Raw genomic sequence first — 17,051 nt, 5'->3', positions numbered from 1 at the left:
CATGGCTAAGCAAATCCCGTTCGATGAAATTGTCAAAAAAGCTGAACACTATAAAAAAGACATGACCCGCTTTCTGCGCGATATGGTGGCAATTCCCAGCGAAAGCTGTGATGAAAAACGCGTGATTCACCGCATCAAAGAAGAGATGGAAAAAGTCGGCTTTGATAAAGTGGATATCGACCCGATGGGGAACATTCTGGGTTATATCGGTCACGGCCCGCACCTGATCGCAATGGATGCGCATATCGATACCGTGGGTATCGGTAACATCAAAAACTGGGAATTCGACCCGTACGAAGGTATGGAAAACGATGAAATCATCGGCGGACGCGGTACGTCTGACCAGGAAGGCGGCATGGCATCAATGGTCTATGCCGGTAAAATTATCAAAGATTTAGGTCTGGAAGATCAGTACACCCTGCTGGTGACCGGGACCGTTCAGGAAGAAGACTGTGACGGCCTGTGCTGGCAGTACATTATCGAGCAGGACAAAATCAGACCGGAATTCGTGGTCAGTACCGAACCGACAGACTGCCAGATTTACCGCGGCCAGCGCGGCCGTATGGAAATCCGCATTGATGTTCCGGGGATCAGCTGCCACGGCTCCGCACCGGAGCGCGGCGATAACGCTATCTTCAAAATGGGGCCGATTCTGGGCGAATTGCAGGAGCTGTCAAAACGTCTGGCACACGACGATTTCCTCGGCCAGGGCACACTGACTGTTTCTGAAATTTTCTACACCTCACCAAGCCGCTGTGCCGTTGCTGACAGCTGTGCGGTTTCTATCGACCGCCGTCTGACCTGGGGCGAAACCTGGGAAGGCGCACTGGACGAAATCCGCGCATTACCGGCAGTCAAAGCCGCGAAAGGCGTCGTGTCTATGTACACCTATGAGCGTGCTTCCTGGACCGGTCTGGTCTATCCGACAGAGTGCTACTTCCCGACCTGGAAAGTGGAAGAAGATCACTTCACCGTGAAGACGCTGGATCGCGCTTACCGCGGCCTGTTCAATAAAGAGCCGGTTGTTGATAAGTGGACTTTCTCCACCAACGGTGTTTCTATCATGGGTCGTCACGGCATTCCGGTCATCGGTTTTGGTCCGGGTAAAGAGCCTGAAGCACACGCACCAAACGAAAAAACATGGAAAGATCACCTGGTGACCTGTGCGGCAATGTATGCGGCCATTCCGTTAAGCTACATGGCTGAACTGAAAAAATAATTATGTCTTACCGGCCCTGTACAGATGTGCGGGGCTTTTTCAGGAGTACCTTTTTCAGGAGCACCCCCTATGCGCACAGTTATTATCAACGGCACCGTTGTCAATGCGGACGGACAATACCGGCAGGATGTTCTGATTGAAAACGGCCTGATCTCACAGGTTGCACCGGATATTGTACCGGAGACAAATGACCGGGTTATTGATGCACAGGGATGCTATGTTTTTCCCGGCGGTATTGATGTTCATACCCACTTTAATATTGATGTCGGCCTTGCCCGCAGCTGTGATGATTTTTACACCGGCACGCGTGCGGCAGCCTGCGGCGGTACCACCACCATTATCGATCATATGGGATTTGGTCCGGCGGGTTGTTCACTGCACCACCAGCTCGAGAATTATCACCGCTACGCCAAAGGACGTGCCGTTATCGACTACAGTTTTCACGGCGTCATCCAGCATATCAATGACGATATTTTAAAGGAAATCCCGCTGATGGTGGCGGACGGGATCAGCAGTTTTAAACTCTATCTGACCTATCAGTACAAACTGGATGATCCGGATATCTTACGCGCTCTGCAACAGCTTAACCGTTCCGGGGCACTGACCACCGTGCATCCGGAAAATGACGCGGTGATTGCGCAGCGCAAGGCGGAATTTGTGAAAAAAGGTCAGACCTCGCCGATTTTCCACGCCCTGAGCCGTCCGGCGGAATGCGAAACGGAAGCCATCGGCCGGATGATCAACCTGGCCCGGATCTGCGGCAATGCGCCGCTCTATATTGTTCACCTTTCCAACGGATCAGGTCTTGATTACCTGAAGATGGCGAAAGCCCGTCATCAGCCGGTCTGGATAGAAACCTGTCCGCAGTATCTGTTCCTTGATGAGCGCTGTTATGAGCGTGATGACGGCCTGAAATTTATTCTCAGCCCGCCGCTGCGTAACCGCCGGGAAGCGGATGCGCTTTGGCTGGGTATTGATGACGGCGATATTGATGTGGTCGCCACCGACCACTGCACATTCCCGTATCAGCAGCGTCTGGCGCTGTCCGGCGGGGATTTCACCCGCTGTCCGAACGGCCTGCCGGGCGTTGAAAACCGCATGTTGCTGCTGTTTTCTGCGGGCGTGATGCAGGGGCGGATTTCGCCGGAACACTTTGTTTCCCTGACCAGTGCGATGCCGGCAAAACTGTTTGGTATCTGGCCGGAAAAAGGGGTGATCCGCCCGGGCGCTGACGGTGATATCACCATTATCGACCCGGCGCAGGAAACCACGATCCGCCACGCGGATCTGCACGATAACGCAGATTACAGCCCGTACGAGGGTATGACCGTACAGGGTGCTGTCCGCTGCACACTGTCACGCGGTGATATTGTTTACCGTGACGGAGAATTTACGGCAGAACCCGGCCGCGGCCGTTTCCTGAAACGCCGTCCGTTTAAAGCACCGCACCGGTGTTATTAATTTTTCCGATTATCGTTTCAACTCATTTATTACGGGTAAAAAAGGATGAAAAAAACAATCGTATTAGCACTGGGCGGCAACGCACTGGGAAATGATCTTCCGGGGCAGATGGTTGCTGTCAGAACCACCTCTGTCGTGATCGCCGACCTGATTGCTCAGGGATACCGCGTTGTGGTGACACACGGCAACGGCCCGCAGGTCGGGATGATAACCGGCGCCTTTGAGGCGGCCAGCAAAACAGAAGCCAAATCACCGGTTCTGCCGATGTCAGTCTGTGTGGCTCTGAGCCAGGGATATATCGGTTATGATTTACAGAATGCGCTGCGTGAAGAACTGCTGAGCCGGGGGATCAATAAGCCGGTCGCCACGATTGTGACACAGGTGGAAGTCGATGCCGCCGACCCGTCATTCAAAAACCCGACCAAACCTATCGGTGCGTTCTATACCAAAGAAGAAGCGGATGCACTGACCCTGAAAGGGTTTGAAATGCGCGAGGATGCGGGCCGTGGTTACCGCCGTGTGGTGTCATCACCGAAACCGGTTGATATTATTGAAAAAGAAACAGTTAAAGCGATGCTGGATGCCGATCAGCTGGTGATCACCGTCGGCGGCGGCGGGATTCCGGTGATCCGCGACGGCAACAAACTGCACGGTGCCAACGCGGTTATCGACAAAGACTGGGCGAGTGCCAAACTGGCAGAGATGATCGATGCGGATATGCTGATTATCCTGACCGCAGTAGAGAAAATCGCCATCAATTTCGGCAAACCAAACGAGCAGTGGCTGGATAAACTGACCTCTGCGGATGCACAGCGCTATATCGATGAGAAACATTTTGCGCCGGGTTCGATGTTACCGAAAGTGGAAGCCGCGCTCTCTTTCAGCCGCAGTAAAAAAGGCCGTCAGGCACTGATTACATTGCTGGATAAAGCCAAGGAGGGTATTGAGGGTAAAACCGGTACCGTTATCGGCGACTAATCTTTCTTTTCTTTCTGTGAAAAACGGCCGGAAATCCCGGCCGTTTGCTTTGTTACCTGCGGGAATTATAAACCGTTAACGGGTTTATCTTTCGGGTATTTCAGCGTGTAATTCAGCGGCAGTTCTGTTGTCTGCTGCGGCTTCAGTTCCGCTTTCCATTCCACTTCACCGGTCTGTTTATTCACTTTACCCTCGCCCGTTGAGACATCTTTCACCAGGATATTGGTATCCTGACTGACCGGGATTTGGTCAAAAACCGTTACCACCAGCGGCGCTTTGGCAAAGGATGACAGCGTGATCACATATCCTTCGGTCTGTTCAACCGCAGAGCCCAGGATACCCGGCTGTTTTGTCATCTTATTGTCCACCTTACGGCTGACCTGAATATCTTTATTCATACCGAACGGTACTTCCAGCTCATCGGTGATCAGGCCGGAATCAATATATGTCTGCCCGATATAGCGGTTATCAAAATAGATATTCGCCTTACCGCTGAGCAGATTCAGCGCCGGTGCATTTTCCACAACCGCCTGTAAATACACATGTTCATCTATCTTCGGCCGTGTGATATAGCGGTATTTTCCGTCCAGATCCGTCTGCTTGATAGTCAGTGAACGGGATTCCGCAACGGACGGCAGGGAATACGGCTTATCGATAGTATAGGTCAGACTGATACCGTTGCTCTCTGCGGTAACAAACGACGAGATCCCGCCGGCGGGGGCTTTTTTCGCCATACGGTTACGGCTGTATTCCGCATCGGCCATCATCGCCGGTGCCGGGGCAGCCGCCATTTCGGCCAGCACACCGTAGTCTTTCATCATCGATAAATACCACGGATAAAGCTGCGGCGGCGCGATGCTCTGCACCGGGTCAGCGGATGACAGCACCAGATCCACCTGATCCCAGTCAATACCGGTATTCTGGATCACATCCGCTTTATAGGTCAGCGTCACCGGCTTATCCATACCGGTGCTGCGGATATCATAGGACGGCGCCCAGGCCGCATCCGGCGTGATATAGTCAATATCCAGTGCCGCGGTTACCGCTTTTTTCGCTGATACATTCAGCACCAGCTGAGTGCGGCGTTCCTTAAACTGTGCGATCTTCTCTTCATACTGTGCTTTCAGCAGTGTCAGTGCTTCGGTTTTTTCATTGATCTGCCGGGTGTATTCCAGCTGTTCCGTATAGATTTTTGCCATCTGACTGCGGATAAAATCCAGCTTCTGCACCGATTGTTCCTGTGTCAGCGGCGCACCGCCGGTACCGAAGAAATTCTGGTCACGCAACAGGCCAAGCTGCTCGTTATTGATTTCAGTCTGCATATTCAGCTTCTGAATAGCCAGATCCTGTTCCTCAATCTGCGCTTTTATGGCATTGATGTCATCTGAATACACCGGTTTTTCAATTTCGCTGCGCAGATTGATTGACTGAATAATGACATCATCATTATCAAGCATAACGGATAAGCTGCCCGGATTAATGTTTCCGGCCACATTTGTCAGGATGATATCACTGTCACCGGCAGGCAGATTGAGTGTTGCGCTGTTACTCAGCTCTGCCCCGCGCAGGAAAATCGTTGCTTTGTTAAGTTTTACATCCTGAACAATCACATTCGGTTTACCCGCCGCACCGGCTGTTACCGCCATACCGGCGATCAGCAGGGTACTTTTAATGCCAAAGGTTAATCCCATTGCTTAACTCCCTGATTATTATCATCACAATTCCGGTATTGCAGACCGGCAGACGGCTGTGTGCACTATAACACTTCATAATAGAACAGCCCCCCTGATGAAGATAACGGAATAACCTTAAAAACAGCGCTGTCCGCCGGTTTCCGTTCTTTTTATATGTTGCCGTCTCTTTAAAACGGTATTTTATGATTAACATTTGCGCTTTTATTGTTTAGTATACTAAACACACTTCTTCTGACGGATAAAAAAGGTCGCAATCATGACGACACTCCGGACACACACGGCGGCGTCAGCCACCTCACGTAACAAGCTGTTATGGATAGCCGGGATGGGCTGGACATTTGATGCCATGGATGTCGGACTGCTGGCATTTCTGCTGGCGGCCTTACAGGCAGACTGGGGGCTGAGTGCCTCGCAGATCGGCTGGATCGGCAGTCTCAATGCCGCCGGAATGGCTGTGGGAGCCTTTGTTTTCGGTATTATGGCGGACAGAAAAGGCCGTAAACCGGTGTTTATTCTCACCCTGCTGCTGTTCAGTCTCGGCTCCGGTCTGACAGCTGTTGCCGGTTCACTGGCGGTGGTTCTGGTGCTGCGCTTTTTTATCGGCATGGGGCTGGGCGGAGAACTGCCGGTGGCGTCCACGCTGGTCAGTGAGAGTGTTGCGCCTCACGAGCGCGGCCGCGTGGTTGTGCTGCTGGAAAGCTTCTGGGCTGTGGGCTGGCTGATTGCGGCACTGATTGCCTATTATGTTATCCCGGATTACGGCTGGCGCACGGCGATGCTGCTCAGCGCCCTGCCTGCTCTGTATGCGCTCTGGCTGCGGGCAAAACTGCCGGAACCGGTATCCCGCTATACCGCACAGACGCGCCCGAAACTCACGGTGGCGCAGTCAATGGCGCTGATCTGGTCGCCGCAATACCGCCGCGCCACACTGATGCTGTGGATCCTGTGGTTCTGTGTGGTGTTTTCCTATTACGGTATTTTTCTCTGGCTGCCCGGCGTGGCGATCCTCAAGGGTTTCAGTCTGATAAAAAGCTTCCAGTATGTGCTGATCATGACACTCGCCCAGTTACCCGGCTATTTCAGTGCCGCCTGGCTGATTGAACGTTACGGCCGAAAATTTGTGCTGGTGACCTATCTCGCCGGTACCGCAATCAGTGCGTACGGCTTCAGTTGCGCGGAAACCGCCACGGCGCTGGTTATCTCCGGCATGCTGCTCTCATTCTTTAACCTCGGAGCCTGGGGCGCGCTCTACGCCTACACCCCGGAGCAGTATCCGGACAGTGTCCGCGCCACCGGTGCGGGAACTGCCACAGCCATCGGACGGATAGGCGGGATTCTCGGGCCGCTGCTGGCCGGTTACCTGATTCAGTATCAGTTTGCTGTCAGCACGATTTTCCTGATCTTCAGTGCCGCGGTAGTGATCGCTATTCTCGCGGTGCTCTTCCTCGGCGCGGAAACCCGTAACCGCGAACTCAGTACTATTTAAAAACAGACTGACGGCGGTTATTCCGCCGTCAGTATCTGATACAGCGCAGGGTTATCGCAGTCCTTTCTCCCTTTTACCGCAGCAGGCGCGTATAATTCATCCATAATATCACCGCCGGATCACCGGCAAAAACTGTAAAATAAACACGATGAATCAATACGATAAAATCAGTAAATTTCTGAGCTATGTCCTGAGGCACAAACCGGAATCCATCGGGATCAGCCTCGACGGTGAGGGCTGGACAGATATTGCCGCACTGCTGCGTCAGGCTGCAGTTCACGGCACGCCGTTTGATCGCGGAACACTGGATGAGGTCGTGCAGACCAATGATAAAAAACGGTTTACGATCTCATCTGATGGTATGTATATCCGCGCGGCACAGGGACACTCCGCCGGGCAGGTGGCGATAGATTATCCGCCGCAGACACCGCCGGACACACTTTATCACGGCACCGCTATCCGGTTTATCAGTGATATTTGTGAATTGGGGCTGATTGCCGGATCACGGCATTATGTCCACCTCAGTGCGGATGAAGATACCGCGCTGACGGTCGGCGCCCGCCACGGCAAACCAGTGGTGCTCACCATTGCCGCCGGAGAGATGCATAAAACCGGTTATCCGTTCTATCTGGCGGATAACGGCGTCTGGCTGACGCCGCATGTACCGATAAAATACCTGTCGCAGAAAAAACCCGGCTGACCGGGTTTATGCGTTGAGGCGTGCCGCATGCCAGGCGATATGATCCGCGATAAAACTCGCAATAAAGTAATAGCTGTGATCATAACCGGCATGCACACGGATAGTGTGCGGGATACCATGTGTTTCGCAGGCAGATTTCAGTAACCCGGTTTTCAGCTGCTTACTGAAGAACGTATCCGCAAGCCCCTGATCAACCAGCATATCTGCGACGCGGTGACCGGATTCGATCAGTCTGACCGCATCATACTGTTCCCACACTGCTTTATCCTGCCCCAGATAGGCGGAGAACGCTTTTTCCCCCCATGGCACCTGTGACGGTGACACAATCGGCGCAAACGCTGACACACTGAGGAACGCGTCCGGATTACGCAGCGCCAGTACCAGTGCGCCGTGTCCGCCCATCGAGTGCCCGCAGATACTGCGTTTTTCCGATGTACCGAAATGCCCTGCCACCAGGGTATGCAGCTCATCCAGAATATAATCGTACATCTGATAATGTTCCTGCCACGGTTCCTGTGTGGCATTGACATAAAACCCGGCGCCCTGCCCGAGATCATACTCTTTATCATCCGCCACCTGACTGCCGCGCGGACTGGTGTCCGGCGCGACAATCACCAGACCGTGCTCTGCGGCATAACGCTGCGCACCGGCTTTGGTGATAAAATTTTGCTCGTTGCAGGTCAGCCCGGACAGCCAGTACAGCACCGGACATTTTTCTGTTTTTACCTGCGGCGGCAAAAACACGGAAAACGTCATCGGTGTGCCGGTTACCGCAGAGTGATGACGCCAGACTTCCTGGCTGCCGCCGAAACAAGCGTGGTGTTCAATCCGTTCCATATTATCTCCCTGAATACGTTATCAGTAATGAATAACTGTGCGGATGGATTTACCATCGTGCATCAAATCAAACGCCTCGTTGATTTTATCCAGTTCCATGGTGTGCGTGACAAACGGTGCCAGCTCGATTTTACCGCTCATGGCATCTTCCACCATTCCCGGCAACTGAGTACGGCCTTTCACACCGCCGAACGCCGTACCTTTCCAGACCCGTCCGGTGACCAGCTGGAACGGCCGCGTTGAAATCTCTTTTCCGGCTCCCGCCACCCCGATAATCACCGACTGTCCCCAGCCGCGGTGCGCACTTTCCAGTGCCGACCGCATCACATTGACATTACCGATACATTCAAAGGTATGATCCACTCCCCATTTGGTCATTTCGACCAGCACCTGCTGAATAGGTTTGTCATAATCATTCGGGTTGATGCAGTCTGTGGCACCGAACTGTTTTGCCAGTTCAAATTTGGACGGATTGGTATCGATAGCAAAGATACGTCCGGCTTTCGCCTGACGCGCTCCCTGCACCACCGCCAGCCCGATACCGCCGAGGCCGAATACCGCCACGGAATCCCCTTCCTGTACCTTCGCGGTATTGTGTACCGCGCCGATCCCGGTGGTCACGCCGCAGCCGAGCAGACAAACCTGCTCCGCATTGGCCTGCGGATTGATTTTTGCCAGTGAGACTTCCGCGACAACGGTATATTCGCTGAATGTTGAGCAGCCCATATAGTGATAGAGCGGCTGACCGTTATAGGAGAAACGGCTGGTGCCGTCCGGCATCACGCCTTTGCCCTGGGTTTCGCGGACTGCGACACAGAGGTTGGTTTTGCCGGAGGTACAAAAATCACACTCACCGCATTCAGCGGTGTACAGCGGGATCACATGGTCGCCCGGTTTCACACTGGTTACGCCCTCGCCGACCCCGACCACCACCCCGGCACCTTCATGGCCGAGTACCACCGGGAACAAGCCTTCCGGATCATCACCGGAGAGCGTATAGGCATCGGTATGGCATACCCCGGTGTGACTGATTTTCACCAGCACTTCACCTTTCTTCGGTGGTGCCACATCAATTTCAACAATTTCAAGGGGTAAACCCGGCCCGAAGGCGACTGCTGCGCGTGATTTCATAACGGTTCCTCTGTGTCTGAGGCTTATCTTGGCAGGTGATAAGCACGAATGCTGTCCACCATACCGCACAACAGCGCTGCCTGTATAGCACCGGTCAGCAGGTGGCTGCCACCGGTGCCGGTTTTCTGATCAGCAGGCAGATTGCCAGCAGCAGGCCGTACAGTGCCGTACCAATCAGCCACACAGTCCCGTCCGCACTCAGCTGTGTCTGACTGAAGATAAAGGCAAACAGCAGCGGGCCTGCCACCCCGGTCAGATTGGTGAGACTGACCAGCACGCCCTGTAATTTGCCCTGATTTGCCGCCGATGCCCCGGCGGAGATAATTCCCTGCAATGCAGGCAGGGCAATCCCGCCGCCCGCCAGCAGGATCAGCACCGGATATACCATCCATCCGGAAGTGATGGCGGACATCAGTAAAAACGCGGTGGCATCGGCGATAAACCCGGCAAAGATAATCGTTTTTTCACTCAGCCGTTTCGCCAGTATCCCGGCAACCACCGCCTGAAACAGCACATGCATTGCCCCGAGTCCCGCCAGTGAAAACCCGACTGCCGCACTGTCCCAGGCAAAACGGCTCTCTGTGAACAGCACCCAGACCGTGGCCGGGATCTGCCCGATAAGCTGCGCGGTAAAAAAGACAAACAGCAGCAGCGCCAGCGGTTTAAGCAGTGTGACAAAACTGATACCTGCGCTTTCCGCTTTCTGCTCTGCCGGTTTCTCTTCTGCCTGAACCGCTGGTTTAAAGAGAAAAAAGACCATCAGAAACGTGCAGGCATTCAGTATCGCCGCAATCACAAACGGCAGATGCGGCGAGATATCTCCCGCCAGCCCGCCGACAGCAGGCCCGGCGATCAGCCCCGCCCCGAACGCCGCGCCGAGACGCCCGAACCAGGCCGTGCGATCACTGACCGCCGTGCTGTCCGCCACCACGGAAGCCGCGACTGCACCGGTGGCACCGGTAATCCCCGAGATAATCCGCCCGAGATACAACATCCACAACACACCGGACAGCGCCAGCAGCGTGTAATCAAGCGCAGCACCCGCGAGCGATAGCAGCAGTACCGGTCTGCGTCCCAGTTTATCTGACCATCTGCCCAGCAGCGGTGCAAAGCAGACCTGCATCACCGCATACAACGCCAGCAGAATACCGTAATGATTTGCCACATCCGCTTCCGGGAGATATTCCCGCAACAGTGACGGTAATACCGGCATGATCAGGCCAATTCCCATCGCGTCCAGCAGTGTAATCACCAGCGCGATAACGGCGGGTTTATTCATTTTTCAGATCCTGTGTTAATTCTCTATCATTGATAGAGTTGGAATATATCCCTATCAGTGATAGAGTGTCAATCTGAAATCAGAGGAGATAGTCATGGCACGGCTGAACAGAGAATCGGTTATTGATGCGGCACTGGAACTGCTGAATGAGACAGGCATTGACGGGCTGACGACCCGCAAACTGGCGCAGAAGCTGGGTATAGAACAACCGACACTCTACTGGCATGTGAAAAATAAACGGGCACTGCTGGATGCACTGGCGGTGGAAATCCTGGCACGTCATCATGACTATTCACTGCCTGCGGCAGGTGAGTCCTGGCAATCATTTCTGCGCAATAATGCGATGAGTTTCCGCCGGGCGTTACTGTGTTACCGTGACGGGGCAAAAGTGCATCTCGGTACCCGCCCTGATGAAAAGCAGTATGATACGGTGGAAACCCAGTTACGGTTTATGACCGACAACGGCTTTTCACTGCGGGACGGGTTATATGCGATTTCGGCGGTCAGCCATTTTACGCTGGGTGCCGTGCTTGAGCAGCAGGAGCACAGCGCGGCTTCGGGTGATCGCACGGCAGCAGCGGATGACACTCTGCCGCCGCTGCTGCGGGAAGCTCTGCATATTATGGACAGTGATGATGGTGAACAGGCCTTTCTGCACGGCCTGGAGAGCCTGATTCTGGGGTTTGAGGTGCAGTTAACCCACTCAGGACAGAGTCCGCGATAACGGGAAAAGAAAACGAAAAGCATGCGCGTCATGGATGACGCGCCTGAGCGTACAGGGATGTATTTACAGCGACTTTTCGTTTTTGCCCGTTATCTGCGGGCGGGACGCATCACCGTCCGGCCCGGTAGCGCAGATTCGCCAGGTCATGACCGGATGGCTGCTGGTAAATATCCAGCCGGAAATATTTTGCCGACGCATTCACATATTCAAATATCTGCGACTGGGTTTCCTCATAATCAACCCAGGTTGTGGAGCGGGTAAAACAGTATATTTCAACCGGTAATCCCTCCGGTGTCGGTGACATTGTTCTGATCACCAGATACATATCTGTCCGCACATCGCCGCGCATTTTTATCCAGCTGAGAAGATATTTACGGAATAACTGTAAATTGGTGACACCTTTTGCGGCCATCCACTCTTTCACGTCATCGTAACCGGTATTTTCCGACAGAATGTCATCCAGAGACTGACGAAAGGCTTCCTGATTCCGCAGTTCCGCTAATAAGGTTTCATCCGCAAACGACACCGAGGACTGATCAATATAAAAACTGCGTTTAATCCGGCGGCCGCCGGAAGAAAACATCGGCTGCCAGTTGGTGTATTTTTCAGTCAGGAAATCTTTTGTCGGGATACGTGAAATTGTATTATCCCAGTTACGGACAGTAATGGTATGCAGTGCAATATCAATCACTTCACCGCTGATATTACTGCCGGGTAATTCTATCCAGTCATACAGTTTCAGCACCTTACCATTGGATACCAGAATATTGGCCACAAAGGATAATAAGGTGTGCTGAAAAACAAACATCAGCACCGCAGCAACAGCACCGAAACCGGAAATAATAATCAGCGGTGACTGCGAGGTCATTAAGGCAATAATCAGGATAAAGGAAACAATCCACACCCCGATTTTAGCAATTTCAATATACCCTTTTATTGAGCTGTTCCGGTACGATGAGCGTCCGGTATGACGCAGAATAAAGATATCCAGCCCGTCATTGACCAGTGAAGCCAGATTAATAATCAGAAATGCAGTACACACCGTATTAAACAGAATATTCATTTCTGCTGAGAACGTCGGCAGCATTTTATTGAGATACAGCACCAGCGTGACAGACACAACAGATGCGCTCTTCTTGGCAATACTGTGGATCATGCTGTCGTCAGTCAGGTTGGTAAATAATGACAGCAGACGTTTTGCCACGCGCAGAAATATGAGCCGCCCGAGAAACCAGGTGACCAGCAGAATAACCACCAGAATCGCCGCCGATAAAACGGAGCTCGCGGTAATAAAATGATATAATTCAGATAATTTTTCCATCATATCTCACAGCATACATCAAAATATCAGCTGATGAGTCTGACACAGGTAAAATATGTGTGTTTGATTACGGGTGGTATCAGGCAATTACCGGTTATACGGTAACAGGTAATGATAATCCGGCCAGACTCTCATCAATTTGCGTCCGCAGCCACGATGTGAAAATCCATTCCGGACTCTCTTTTTCCGGCGCTGACGGAAATAACAGATAATACGATGTATTGTCCGTCATAAATCCGCCCGGCGCTGCCAGTTGCCCTGACAGTAATTCATCCGCCGCCATCAGAAATGAAGCCACGGTGATCCCCTGTCCCGCCAGCGCCGCCTGAATACACATATAAAAATGTTCATAGGAGACGGTCCGCAGCCGGTGAGAATCGTCCCCGGATAAGTGCTGCCAGGTCTGCCAGACATCCGGTCGTGTCGCCGGTATCAGCAGAGCATCACCGGCTCCGGTGCCCGGCCGCTGTACCCGGCCGATAAATTCCCGGCACAATTTCACCGCATGAATATCCGGGCGCCATTTGAAATCATTGCGCCGCAGTGCGATATCCGCACCGGTTTTCTGAAAATCAATCGCACCGCCGGCAGTGACCAGCCGGACGGTAATCGCCGGATAACGCTGATAGAAATGACTGAGGCGCGGGATCAGCCAGCGCATGGCGATCGTCGGCTCACAGGAAAGCGTGATGACATTATCGCGCTGCTGATGCTGTATTTTTTCCACGGTCTGCGCAAGCTGGCTGAAGATCCGCCCGGTAGTCTGAAACAGCGTCTGTCCCGCCGGTGTCAGGAATACGGCGCGGTTGCGCCGTTCAAACAATGAAATCCCCAGTTCCTCTTCCAGCAGACGGATTTGTCTGCTCACAGCACCGTGAGTGACATGCAATTCTTCTGCGGCGCGGACAAAACTGCCGCTCCGGGCAGCGGCGTCAAAAAAGCGTAATGCGGAAAGTGGCGGTAATTTCATTATCGTTATCTGTGAGAAAAACTGACGTATTTATGACAGGATATATCGTTTTTATCCCTTTCACAAACGACTGATAATAAAGATACAGAAACAATAATGAGAAAAATAATACTCATTATTCCGGTCAGTTTTTATCAGGGATATTCACAATGAATGAAATTATTGCAGTCGCGGTGATCACCACTCTGGCGGTGATCAGTCCGGGGCCGGACTTTGCTGCCGTCACCCGTAACAGTTATTTGTACGGTACAAGAACCGGCCTGTTTTCAGCACTCGGTATTGCCTTTGGTGTGCAGTTACATGTGATTTATACGGTATTTGGCGTGACGCTGTTAATTATGCAGTCACCGGCGTTATTTACCGTGATTAAATCGCTGGGGATTATTTATCTTATCTGGCTCGGGTTTAAATCATTTACCAATAAAACCCGGATTTCCGTGAACAGCACGGATAATTCCGCCCTGTCGGCGTTCGGGGCATTCCGCAACGGCTTTTTTGTTAATGCCCTGAACCCGAAAACCATGTTATTTGTGGTCTCGGTATACACCCAGGTGATCAGCAGTGATAACACATTGATGATGAATTTCGGCTACGGTGCCTTTATTTCTTTTGCTCACTGGTTGTGGTTCAGCTTAATTGCGCTGTTTTTCTCTAATCCGGTTATCCGTAATAAGATCCTCAGCCGCCAGCTTCTGGCGGATAAAATTATCGGCGTCTTATTAATGCTGCTCGGAATTTCCCTGATTTTTTTCACCCTTCACTGACGGATAACACCCTGCGGACAGTTTCCGGCGGGAAGCTCAGGATTTTTTCTGCGGCTCGCAGACCATATGCCCCGGTGATTCCGGATTCAGATCGCGGGTGCCGAAGCGGCGGACGGAATAATCAGAACGGATACAGTGATAAACCCGGTTTGTTACGGCAGACGATACCGAAAAAACGATATTCCGCTTACCGGTCACGGACGGCGGATTTTCTTTTATATTGCTGATAGTGAGATCAGCAATATCCCCGGTCTGAAAATCACGGTTAATCGCGGCCTGTGCATGCATTTTCAGGGAATCCGGCGTATAGGCAGGATAAATATTTTCATCCGCACATCCTGCGGATAATACAATAATAACGGCCAGACCGATTTTCTTCATTGCTGCTCCTGTTGATTCTGCTGCGCTTTCTGCGGATACATAACCGGATGTGCGGCACGCCATTCATCTGCCTGTTTTTCGCTGAGTTTATGGCCTTTGAATTCGATGATTCTGATGCTTTTTTCACTTTCATTCAGGCGCAGCATGCGAAAACACTGATCCGGAAAAATCGTGCTCATAATAAGCTCCGCCATCTCATTATCCTCATCAGAAGGTGCTATCCAGTCAAATAACCAGATACGGTTACCGCTGCGCAGCTGCTGATACAACTCAGACTCATCACATCCGGACAGATAACGCTGTTCCGTTTCTGCGCTCAGCGCTCCCCAGCTGAGGAAAAAACAGGGCTGGTTGTTTTCAAGTACCAGAACGTACTGTTTTTGTTTGATAAGCGGCAGCAGCAGCTTTCCCAGGGCACGCAGCGGTGTTTTACTGTGCCGCGGAGACAACATCCATAACCAGACCGATGCTCCCCAGATTTCCGCCTCACTGGGTTTATCATCCGCCAGAAACGGGGCATAAACCGTGTACTTGCCGATTTTCATGTTTCTTCCTTTTGGACAGAGCCTGCGCGGAGAGGGTAGCGCATTACGGCAGGCGCCGTACCCGGTATCATCCTAAATCTGACCGGACGGCGATCGCACAAATGTGATAATCCCGCATCACGATAAGGGATATAGTGATAATGGTTCTCATTACGATCACGGACGGATTTATCATGCTGAATACACCGCAACTCAGTCTGGCTGAAATTAATAATACCGTCCCTGTCGCCGGGGCAAAAGCCGGTTTTCTGCGCAAGCTGTTTGCGTTTTCCGGCCCGGGTGCGCTGGTGGCGGTGGGCTATATGGACCCGGGTAACTGGATCACCTCGATTCAGGGCGGGGCGCTGTACAGCTATCTGCTGCTGTCGGTGATTTTGCTGTCCAGCCTGATTGCGATGCTGTTACAGGCGATGTGTGCGAAACTCGGGATCGTGACCGGGCAGGATCTGGCTCAGGCCACCCGCTCACGGGTCGGGCCGAAAACGGCTGCCCTGCTTTGGATAACCACTGAACTGGCAATTATGGCCACTGAAATCGCAGAGGTGATCGGCAGTGCGGTGGCGCTGAATCTGCTGTTTGATATTCCGCTGATGGCCGGTGTGCTGCTGACGGTGCTGGATGTGTTTTTGCTGCTGGTGCTGATGAAGCTCGGTTTCCGCAAAATTGAAGCGTTCGTGTTTGTCCTGATTTTAACGATTTTCGTGATTTTCGCCTATGAAGTGGCGCTGTCTGATCCGAATCTGCGCGATATGATGCGCGGGTTTATCCCGTCTGAAAAAATCTTTACCGCCACACTGGCCGGACAGGATTCCGCTCTGCTGATCGGGCTGGGGATTGTCGGTGCCACCGTGATGCCGCATAACCTTTATCTGCACTCCTCGATTGTGCAGACCCGTCAGTATGATCGCCGCAGCGAAACCGGACTGCGCGAGGCGATCCGCTTTGCCACTATCGATTCCAATATCCAGCTCGGGTTTTCATTTATTATCAACTGCCTGCTGCTGGTACTGGGGGCGGCGCTGTTTTTCGGTAATGACCCGTCGGATCTGGGGCGGTTCACCCAATTGTATGATGCGCTGAAAAACCCGGATATCGTCGGTGTGATTGCCAGTTCCACCTTAGCGACGCTGTTTGCCGTGGCGCTGCTGGCCTCCGGACAGAATGCCACAATCACCGGCACACTGACCGGCCAGATTGTGATGGAGGGCTTTATTCATCTGCGCCTGCCGATGTGGCTGCGCCGCGTGATCACCCGCGGTCTGGCGGTGATTCCGGTGATTATCTGTATTTATCTGTGGGGTGATCGCGAAGATGTGGTGGAAAAACTGCTGATTTATACTCAGGTGTTTCTGAGTATCGCCCTGCCGTTCTCGATGATCCCGCTGCTGCTGCTGACCTCGAGCAAAAAAATCATGGGGGTGTTTGTTAACTCACGGCTGACGATCGTACTCGGGACCGTTGCCACTGTGGTGCTGGTTGTGCTCAATTTACAGCTGATCCGGGAAGTGGCCGGGATGCTGTTCCGTGCCTGAGTCATCCGGGTACGCTGCCGTACCCGGAA

Annotated in this window: 16 protein-coding genes; 8 read left to right on the top strand and 8 right to left on the bottom strand. The window is 52.7% G+C overall.

Going from position 1 to position 17,051, the window contains the following annotated elements:
• Window position 1: 1 nt before the first annotated feature.
• The 3 genes from JC793_RS03485 (at window position 2) to arcC (ending at window position 3,658) form a co-directional block, all read left to right on the top strand.
• Window positions 2–1,219: a YgeY family selenium metabolism-linked hydrolase gene (locus tag JC793_RS03485; RefSeq protein ID WP_046892061.1), complete on the top strand. Its 1,218-nt coding sequence runs from the start codon at window positions 2–4 to the stop codon at window positions 1,217–1,219.
• Between the two features lie 69 nt (window positions 1,220–1,288).
• A complete protein-coding gene (hydA, locus tag JC793_RS03480; RefSeq protein WP_218427502.1) occupies window positions 1,289–2,680 on the top strand; it encodes a dihydropyrimidinase in 1,392 nt (463 codons plus the stop codon).
• A 45-nt stretch (window positions 2,681–2,725) separates the two neighbouring features.
• On the top strand, window positions 2,726–3,658 hold the full coding sequence (gene arcC / locus JC793_RS03475; RefSeq protein ID WP_046892059.1) for a carbamate kinase: 933 nt from the start codon (window positions 2,726–2,728) through the stop codon (window positions 3,656–3,658).
• Between the two features lie 65 nt (window positions 3,659–3,723).
• Here arcC and JC793_RS03470 read toward each other — a convergent pair whose 3' ends face one another.
• Complete coding sequence (locus tag JC793_RS03470; RefSeq protein WP_218427500.1) at window positions 3,724–5,349, bottom strand: DUF4139 domain-containing protein; 1,626 nt, start codon at window positions 5,347–5,349, stop codon at window positions 3,724–3,726.
• A 259-nt stretch (window positions 5,350–5,608) separates the two neighbouring features.
• On the opposite strand from JC793_RS03470, the gene JC793_RS03465 reads away from it, so the two are divergent.
• Both JC793_RS03465 and JC793_RS03460 read left to right on the top strand, forming a co-directional pair.
• A complete protein-coding gene (locus JC793_RS03465) occupies window positions 5,609–6,838 on the top strand; it encodes an MFS transporter (RefSeq protein ID WP_218427498.1) in 1,230 nt (409 codons plus the stop codon).
• A gap of 148 nt (window positions 6,839–6,986) precedes the next feature.
• Window positions 6,987–7,538: an RNA 2'-phosphotransferase gene (locus JC793_RS03460; RefSeq protein ID WP_166707062.1), complete on the top strand. Its 552-nt coding sequence runs from the start codon at window positions 6,987–6,989 to the stop codon at window positions 7,536–7,538.
• 6 nt (window positions 7,539–7,544) lie between these two features.
• Here the strand turns inward: JC793_RS03460 and fghA are convergent, their stop codons facing one another.
• The 3 genes from fghA to tet(D) all read right to left on the bottom strand — a co-directional run bounded on the left by fghA (window position 7,545) and on the right by tet(D) (window position 10,785).
• Window positions 7,545–8,375: an S-formylglutathione hydrolase gene (gene fghA, locus JC793_RS03455; RefSeq protein WP_218427496.1), complete on the bottom strand. Its 831-nt coding sequence runs from the start codon at window positions 8,373–8,375 to the stop codon at window positions 7,545–7,547.
• A 21-nt stretch (window positions 8,376–8,396) separates the two neighbouring features.
• Window positions 8,397–9,506, bottom strand: coding sequence for an S-(hydroxymethyl)glutathione dehydrogenase/class III alcohol dehydrogenase (locus tag JC793_RS03450; protein ID WP_166707060.1), 1,110 nt, complete (start codon window positions 9,504–9,506; stop codon window positions 8,397–8,399).
• Window positions 9,507–9,600: 94 nt separating this feature from the next.
• The gene (gene tet(D) / locus JC793_RS03445) at window positions 9,601–10,785 is read right to left on the bottom strand and encodes a tetracycline efflux MFS transporter Tet(D) (protein WP_218427494.1); all 1,185 of its coding nucleotides are present in this window, start codon (window positions 10,783–10,785) and stop codon (window positions 9,601–9,603) included.
• Between the two features lie 94 nt (window positions 10,786–10,879).
• Here tet(D) and tetR(D) point away from each other — a divergent pair, with 94 nt between their 5' ends.
• Entirely contained in the window at window positions 10,880–11,509 is a 630-nt protein-coding gene (tetR(D), locus tag JC793_RS03440) for a tetracycline resistance transcriptional repressor TetR(D) (RefSeq protein WP_218427492.1), read from the top strand.
• A 109-nt stretch (window positions 11,510–11,618) separates the two neighbouring features.
• Here tetR(D) and JC793_RS03435 read toward each other — a convergent pair whose 3' ends face one another.
• Complete coding sequence (locus JC793_RS03435; RefSeq protein ID WP_166708915.1) at window positions 11,619–12,830, bottom strand: mechanosensitive ion channel family protein; 1,212 nt, start codon at window positions 12,828–12,830, stop codon at window positions 11,619–11,621.
• 94 nt (window positions 12,831–12,924) lie between these two features.
• Window positions 12,925–13,800, bottom strand: a complete 876-nt coding sequence (locus JC793_RS03430; RefSeq protein ID WP_218427490.1) for a LysR family transcriptional regulator — start codon at window positions 13,798–13,800, stop codon at window positions 12,925–12,927.
• Window positions 13,801–13,949: 149 nt separating this feature from the next.
• Between JC793_RS03430 and JC793_RS03425 the strand changes: the two genes are divergently transcribed.
• The gene (locus JC793_RS03425; protein WP_218427488.1) at window positions 13,950–14,564 is read left to right on the top strand and encodes a LysE family translocator; all 615 of its coding nucleotides are present in this window, start codon (window positions 13,950–13,952) and stop codon (window positions 14,562–14,564) included.
• A 36-nt stretch (window positions 14,565–14,600) separates the two neighbouring features.
• Here JC793_RS03425 and JC793_RS03420 read toward each other — a convergent pair whose 3' ends face one another.
• Both JC793_RS03420 and JC793_RS03415 read right to left on the bottom strand, forming a co-directional pair.
• Window positions 14,601–14,945 carry a hypothetical protein gene (locus JC793_RS03420; RefSeq protein ID WP_247717313.1) on the bottom strand — a complete coding sequence of 115 codons (345 nt, stop codon included), beginning with the start codon at window positions 14,943–14,945 and terminating at the stop codon, window positions 14,601–14,603.
• Entirely contained in the window at window positions 14,942–15,490 is a 549-nt protein-coding gene (locus JC793_RS03415; protein WP_107679457.1) for a toxin-activating lysine-acyltransferase, read from the bottom strand. The genes JC793_RS03420 and JC793_RS03415 overlap by 4 nt, the downstream gene beginning before the upstream one ends.
• A 140-nt stretch (window positions 15,491–15,630) precedes the next feature.
• Here JC793_RS03415 and JC793_RS03410 point away from each other — a divergent pair, with 140 nt between their 5' ends.
• On the top strand, window positions 15,631–17,022 hold the full coding sequence (locus tag JC793_RS03410) for an Nramp family divalent metal transporter (protein ID WP_247717312.1): 1,392 nt from the start codon (window positions 15,631–15,633) through the stop codon (window positions 17,020–17,022).
• Window positions 17,023–17,051: the final 29 nt, after the last annotated feature.

It is taken from the genome of Morganella morganii (genome assembly GCF_019242955.1).
Classification (GTDB): Bacteria; Pseudomonadota; Gammaproteobacteria; order Enterobacterales; family Enterobacteriaceae; genus Morganella; species Morganella sibonii.
This window is presented reverse-complemented; position numbering and strand designations above follow the sequence as displayed.

Excerpts from the sequence above, each read along its gene's own strand:
- JC793_RS03465 (WP_218427498.1), top strand. The coding sequence starts at position 5,609 with ATGACGACACTCCGGACACACACGGCGGCGTCAGCCACCTCACGTAAC.
- JC793_RS03485 (WP_046892061.1), top strand. The coding sequence starts at position 2 with ATGGCTAAGCAAATCCCGTTCGATGAAATTGTCAAAAAAGCTGAACAC.
- JC793_RS03410 (WP_247717312.1), top strand. The coding sequence starts at position 15,631 with ATGGTTCTCATTACGATCACGGACGGATTTATCATGCTGAATACACCG.
- JC793_RS03435 (WP_166708915.1), bottom strand. The coding sequence starts at position 12,830 with ATGGAAAAATTATCTGAATTATATCATTTTATTACCGCGAGCTCCGTT.
- fghA (WP_218427496.1), bottom strand. The coding sequence starts at position 8,375 with ATGGAACGGATTGAACACCACGCTTGTTTCGGCGGCAGCCAGGAAGTC.
- JC793_RS03450 (WP_166707060.1), bottom strand. The coding sequence starts at position 9,506 with ATGAAATCACGCGCAGCAGTCGCCTTCGGGCCGGGTTTACCCCTTGAA.
- JC793_RS03425 (WP_218427488.1), top strand. The coding sequence starts at position 13,950 with ATGAATGAAATTATTGCAGTCGCGGTGATCACCACTCTGGCGGTGATC.
- JC793_RS03430 (WP_218427490.1), bottom strand. The coding sequence starts at position 13,800 with ATGAAATTACCGCCACTTTCCGCATTACGCTTTTTTGACGCCGCTGCC.
- arcC (WP_046892059.1), top strand. The coding sequence starts at position 2,726 with ATGAAAAAAACAATCGTATTAGCACTGGGCGGCAACGCACTGGGAAAT.
- JC793_RS03420 (WP_247717313.1), bottom strand. The coding sequence starts at position 14,945 with ATGAAGAAAATCGGTCTGGCCGTTATTATTGTATTATCCGCAGGATGT.
- hydA (WP_218427502.1), top strand. The coding sequence starts at position 1,289 with ATGCGCACAGTTATTATCAACGGCACCGTTGTCAATGCGGACGGACAA.
- JC793_RS03460 (WP_166707062.1), top strand. The coding sequence starts at position 6,987 with ATGAATCAATACGATAAAATCAGTAAATTTCTGAGCTATGTCCTGAGG.
- JC793_RS03470 (WP_218427500.1), bottom strand. The coding sequence starts at position 5,349 with ATGGGATTAACCTTTGGCATTAAAAGTACCCTGCTGATCGCCGGTATG.
- JC793_RS03415 (WP_107679457.1), bottom strand. The coding sequence starts at position 15,490 with ATGAAAATCGGCAAGTACACGGTTTATGCCCCGTTTCTGGCGGATGAT.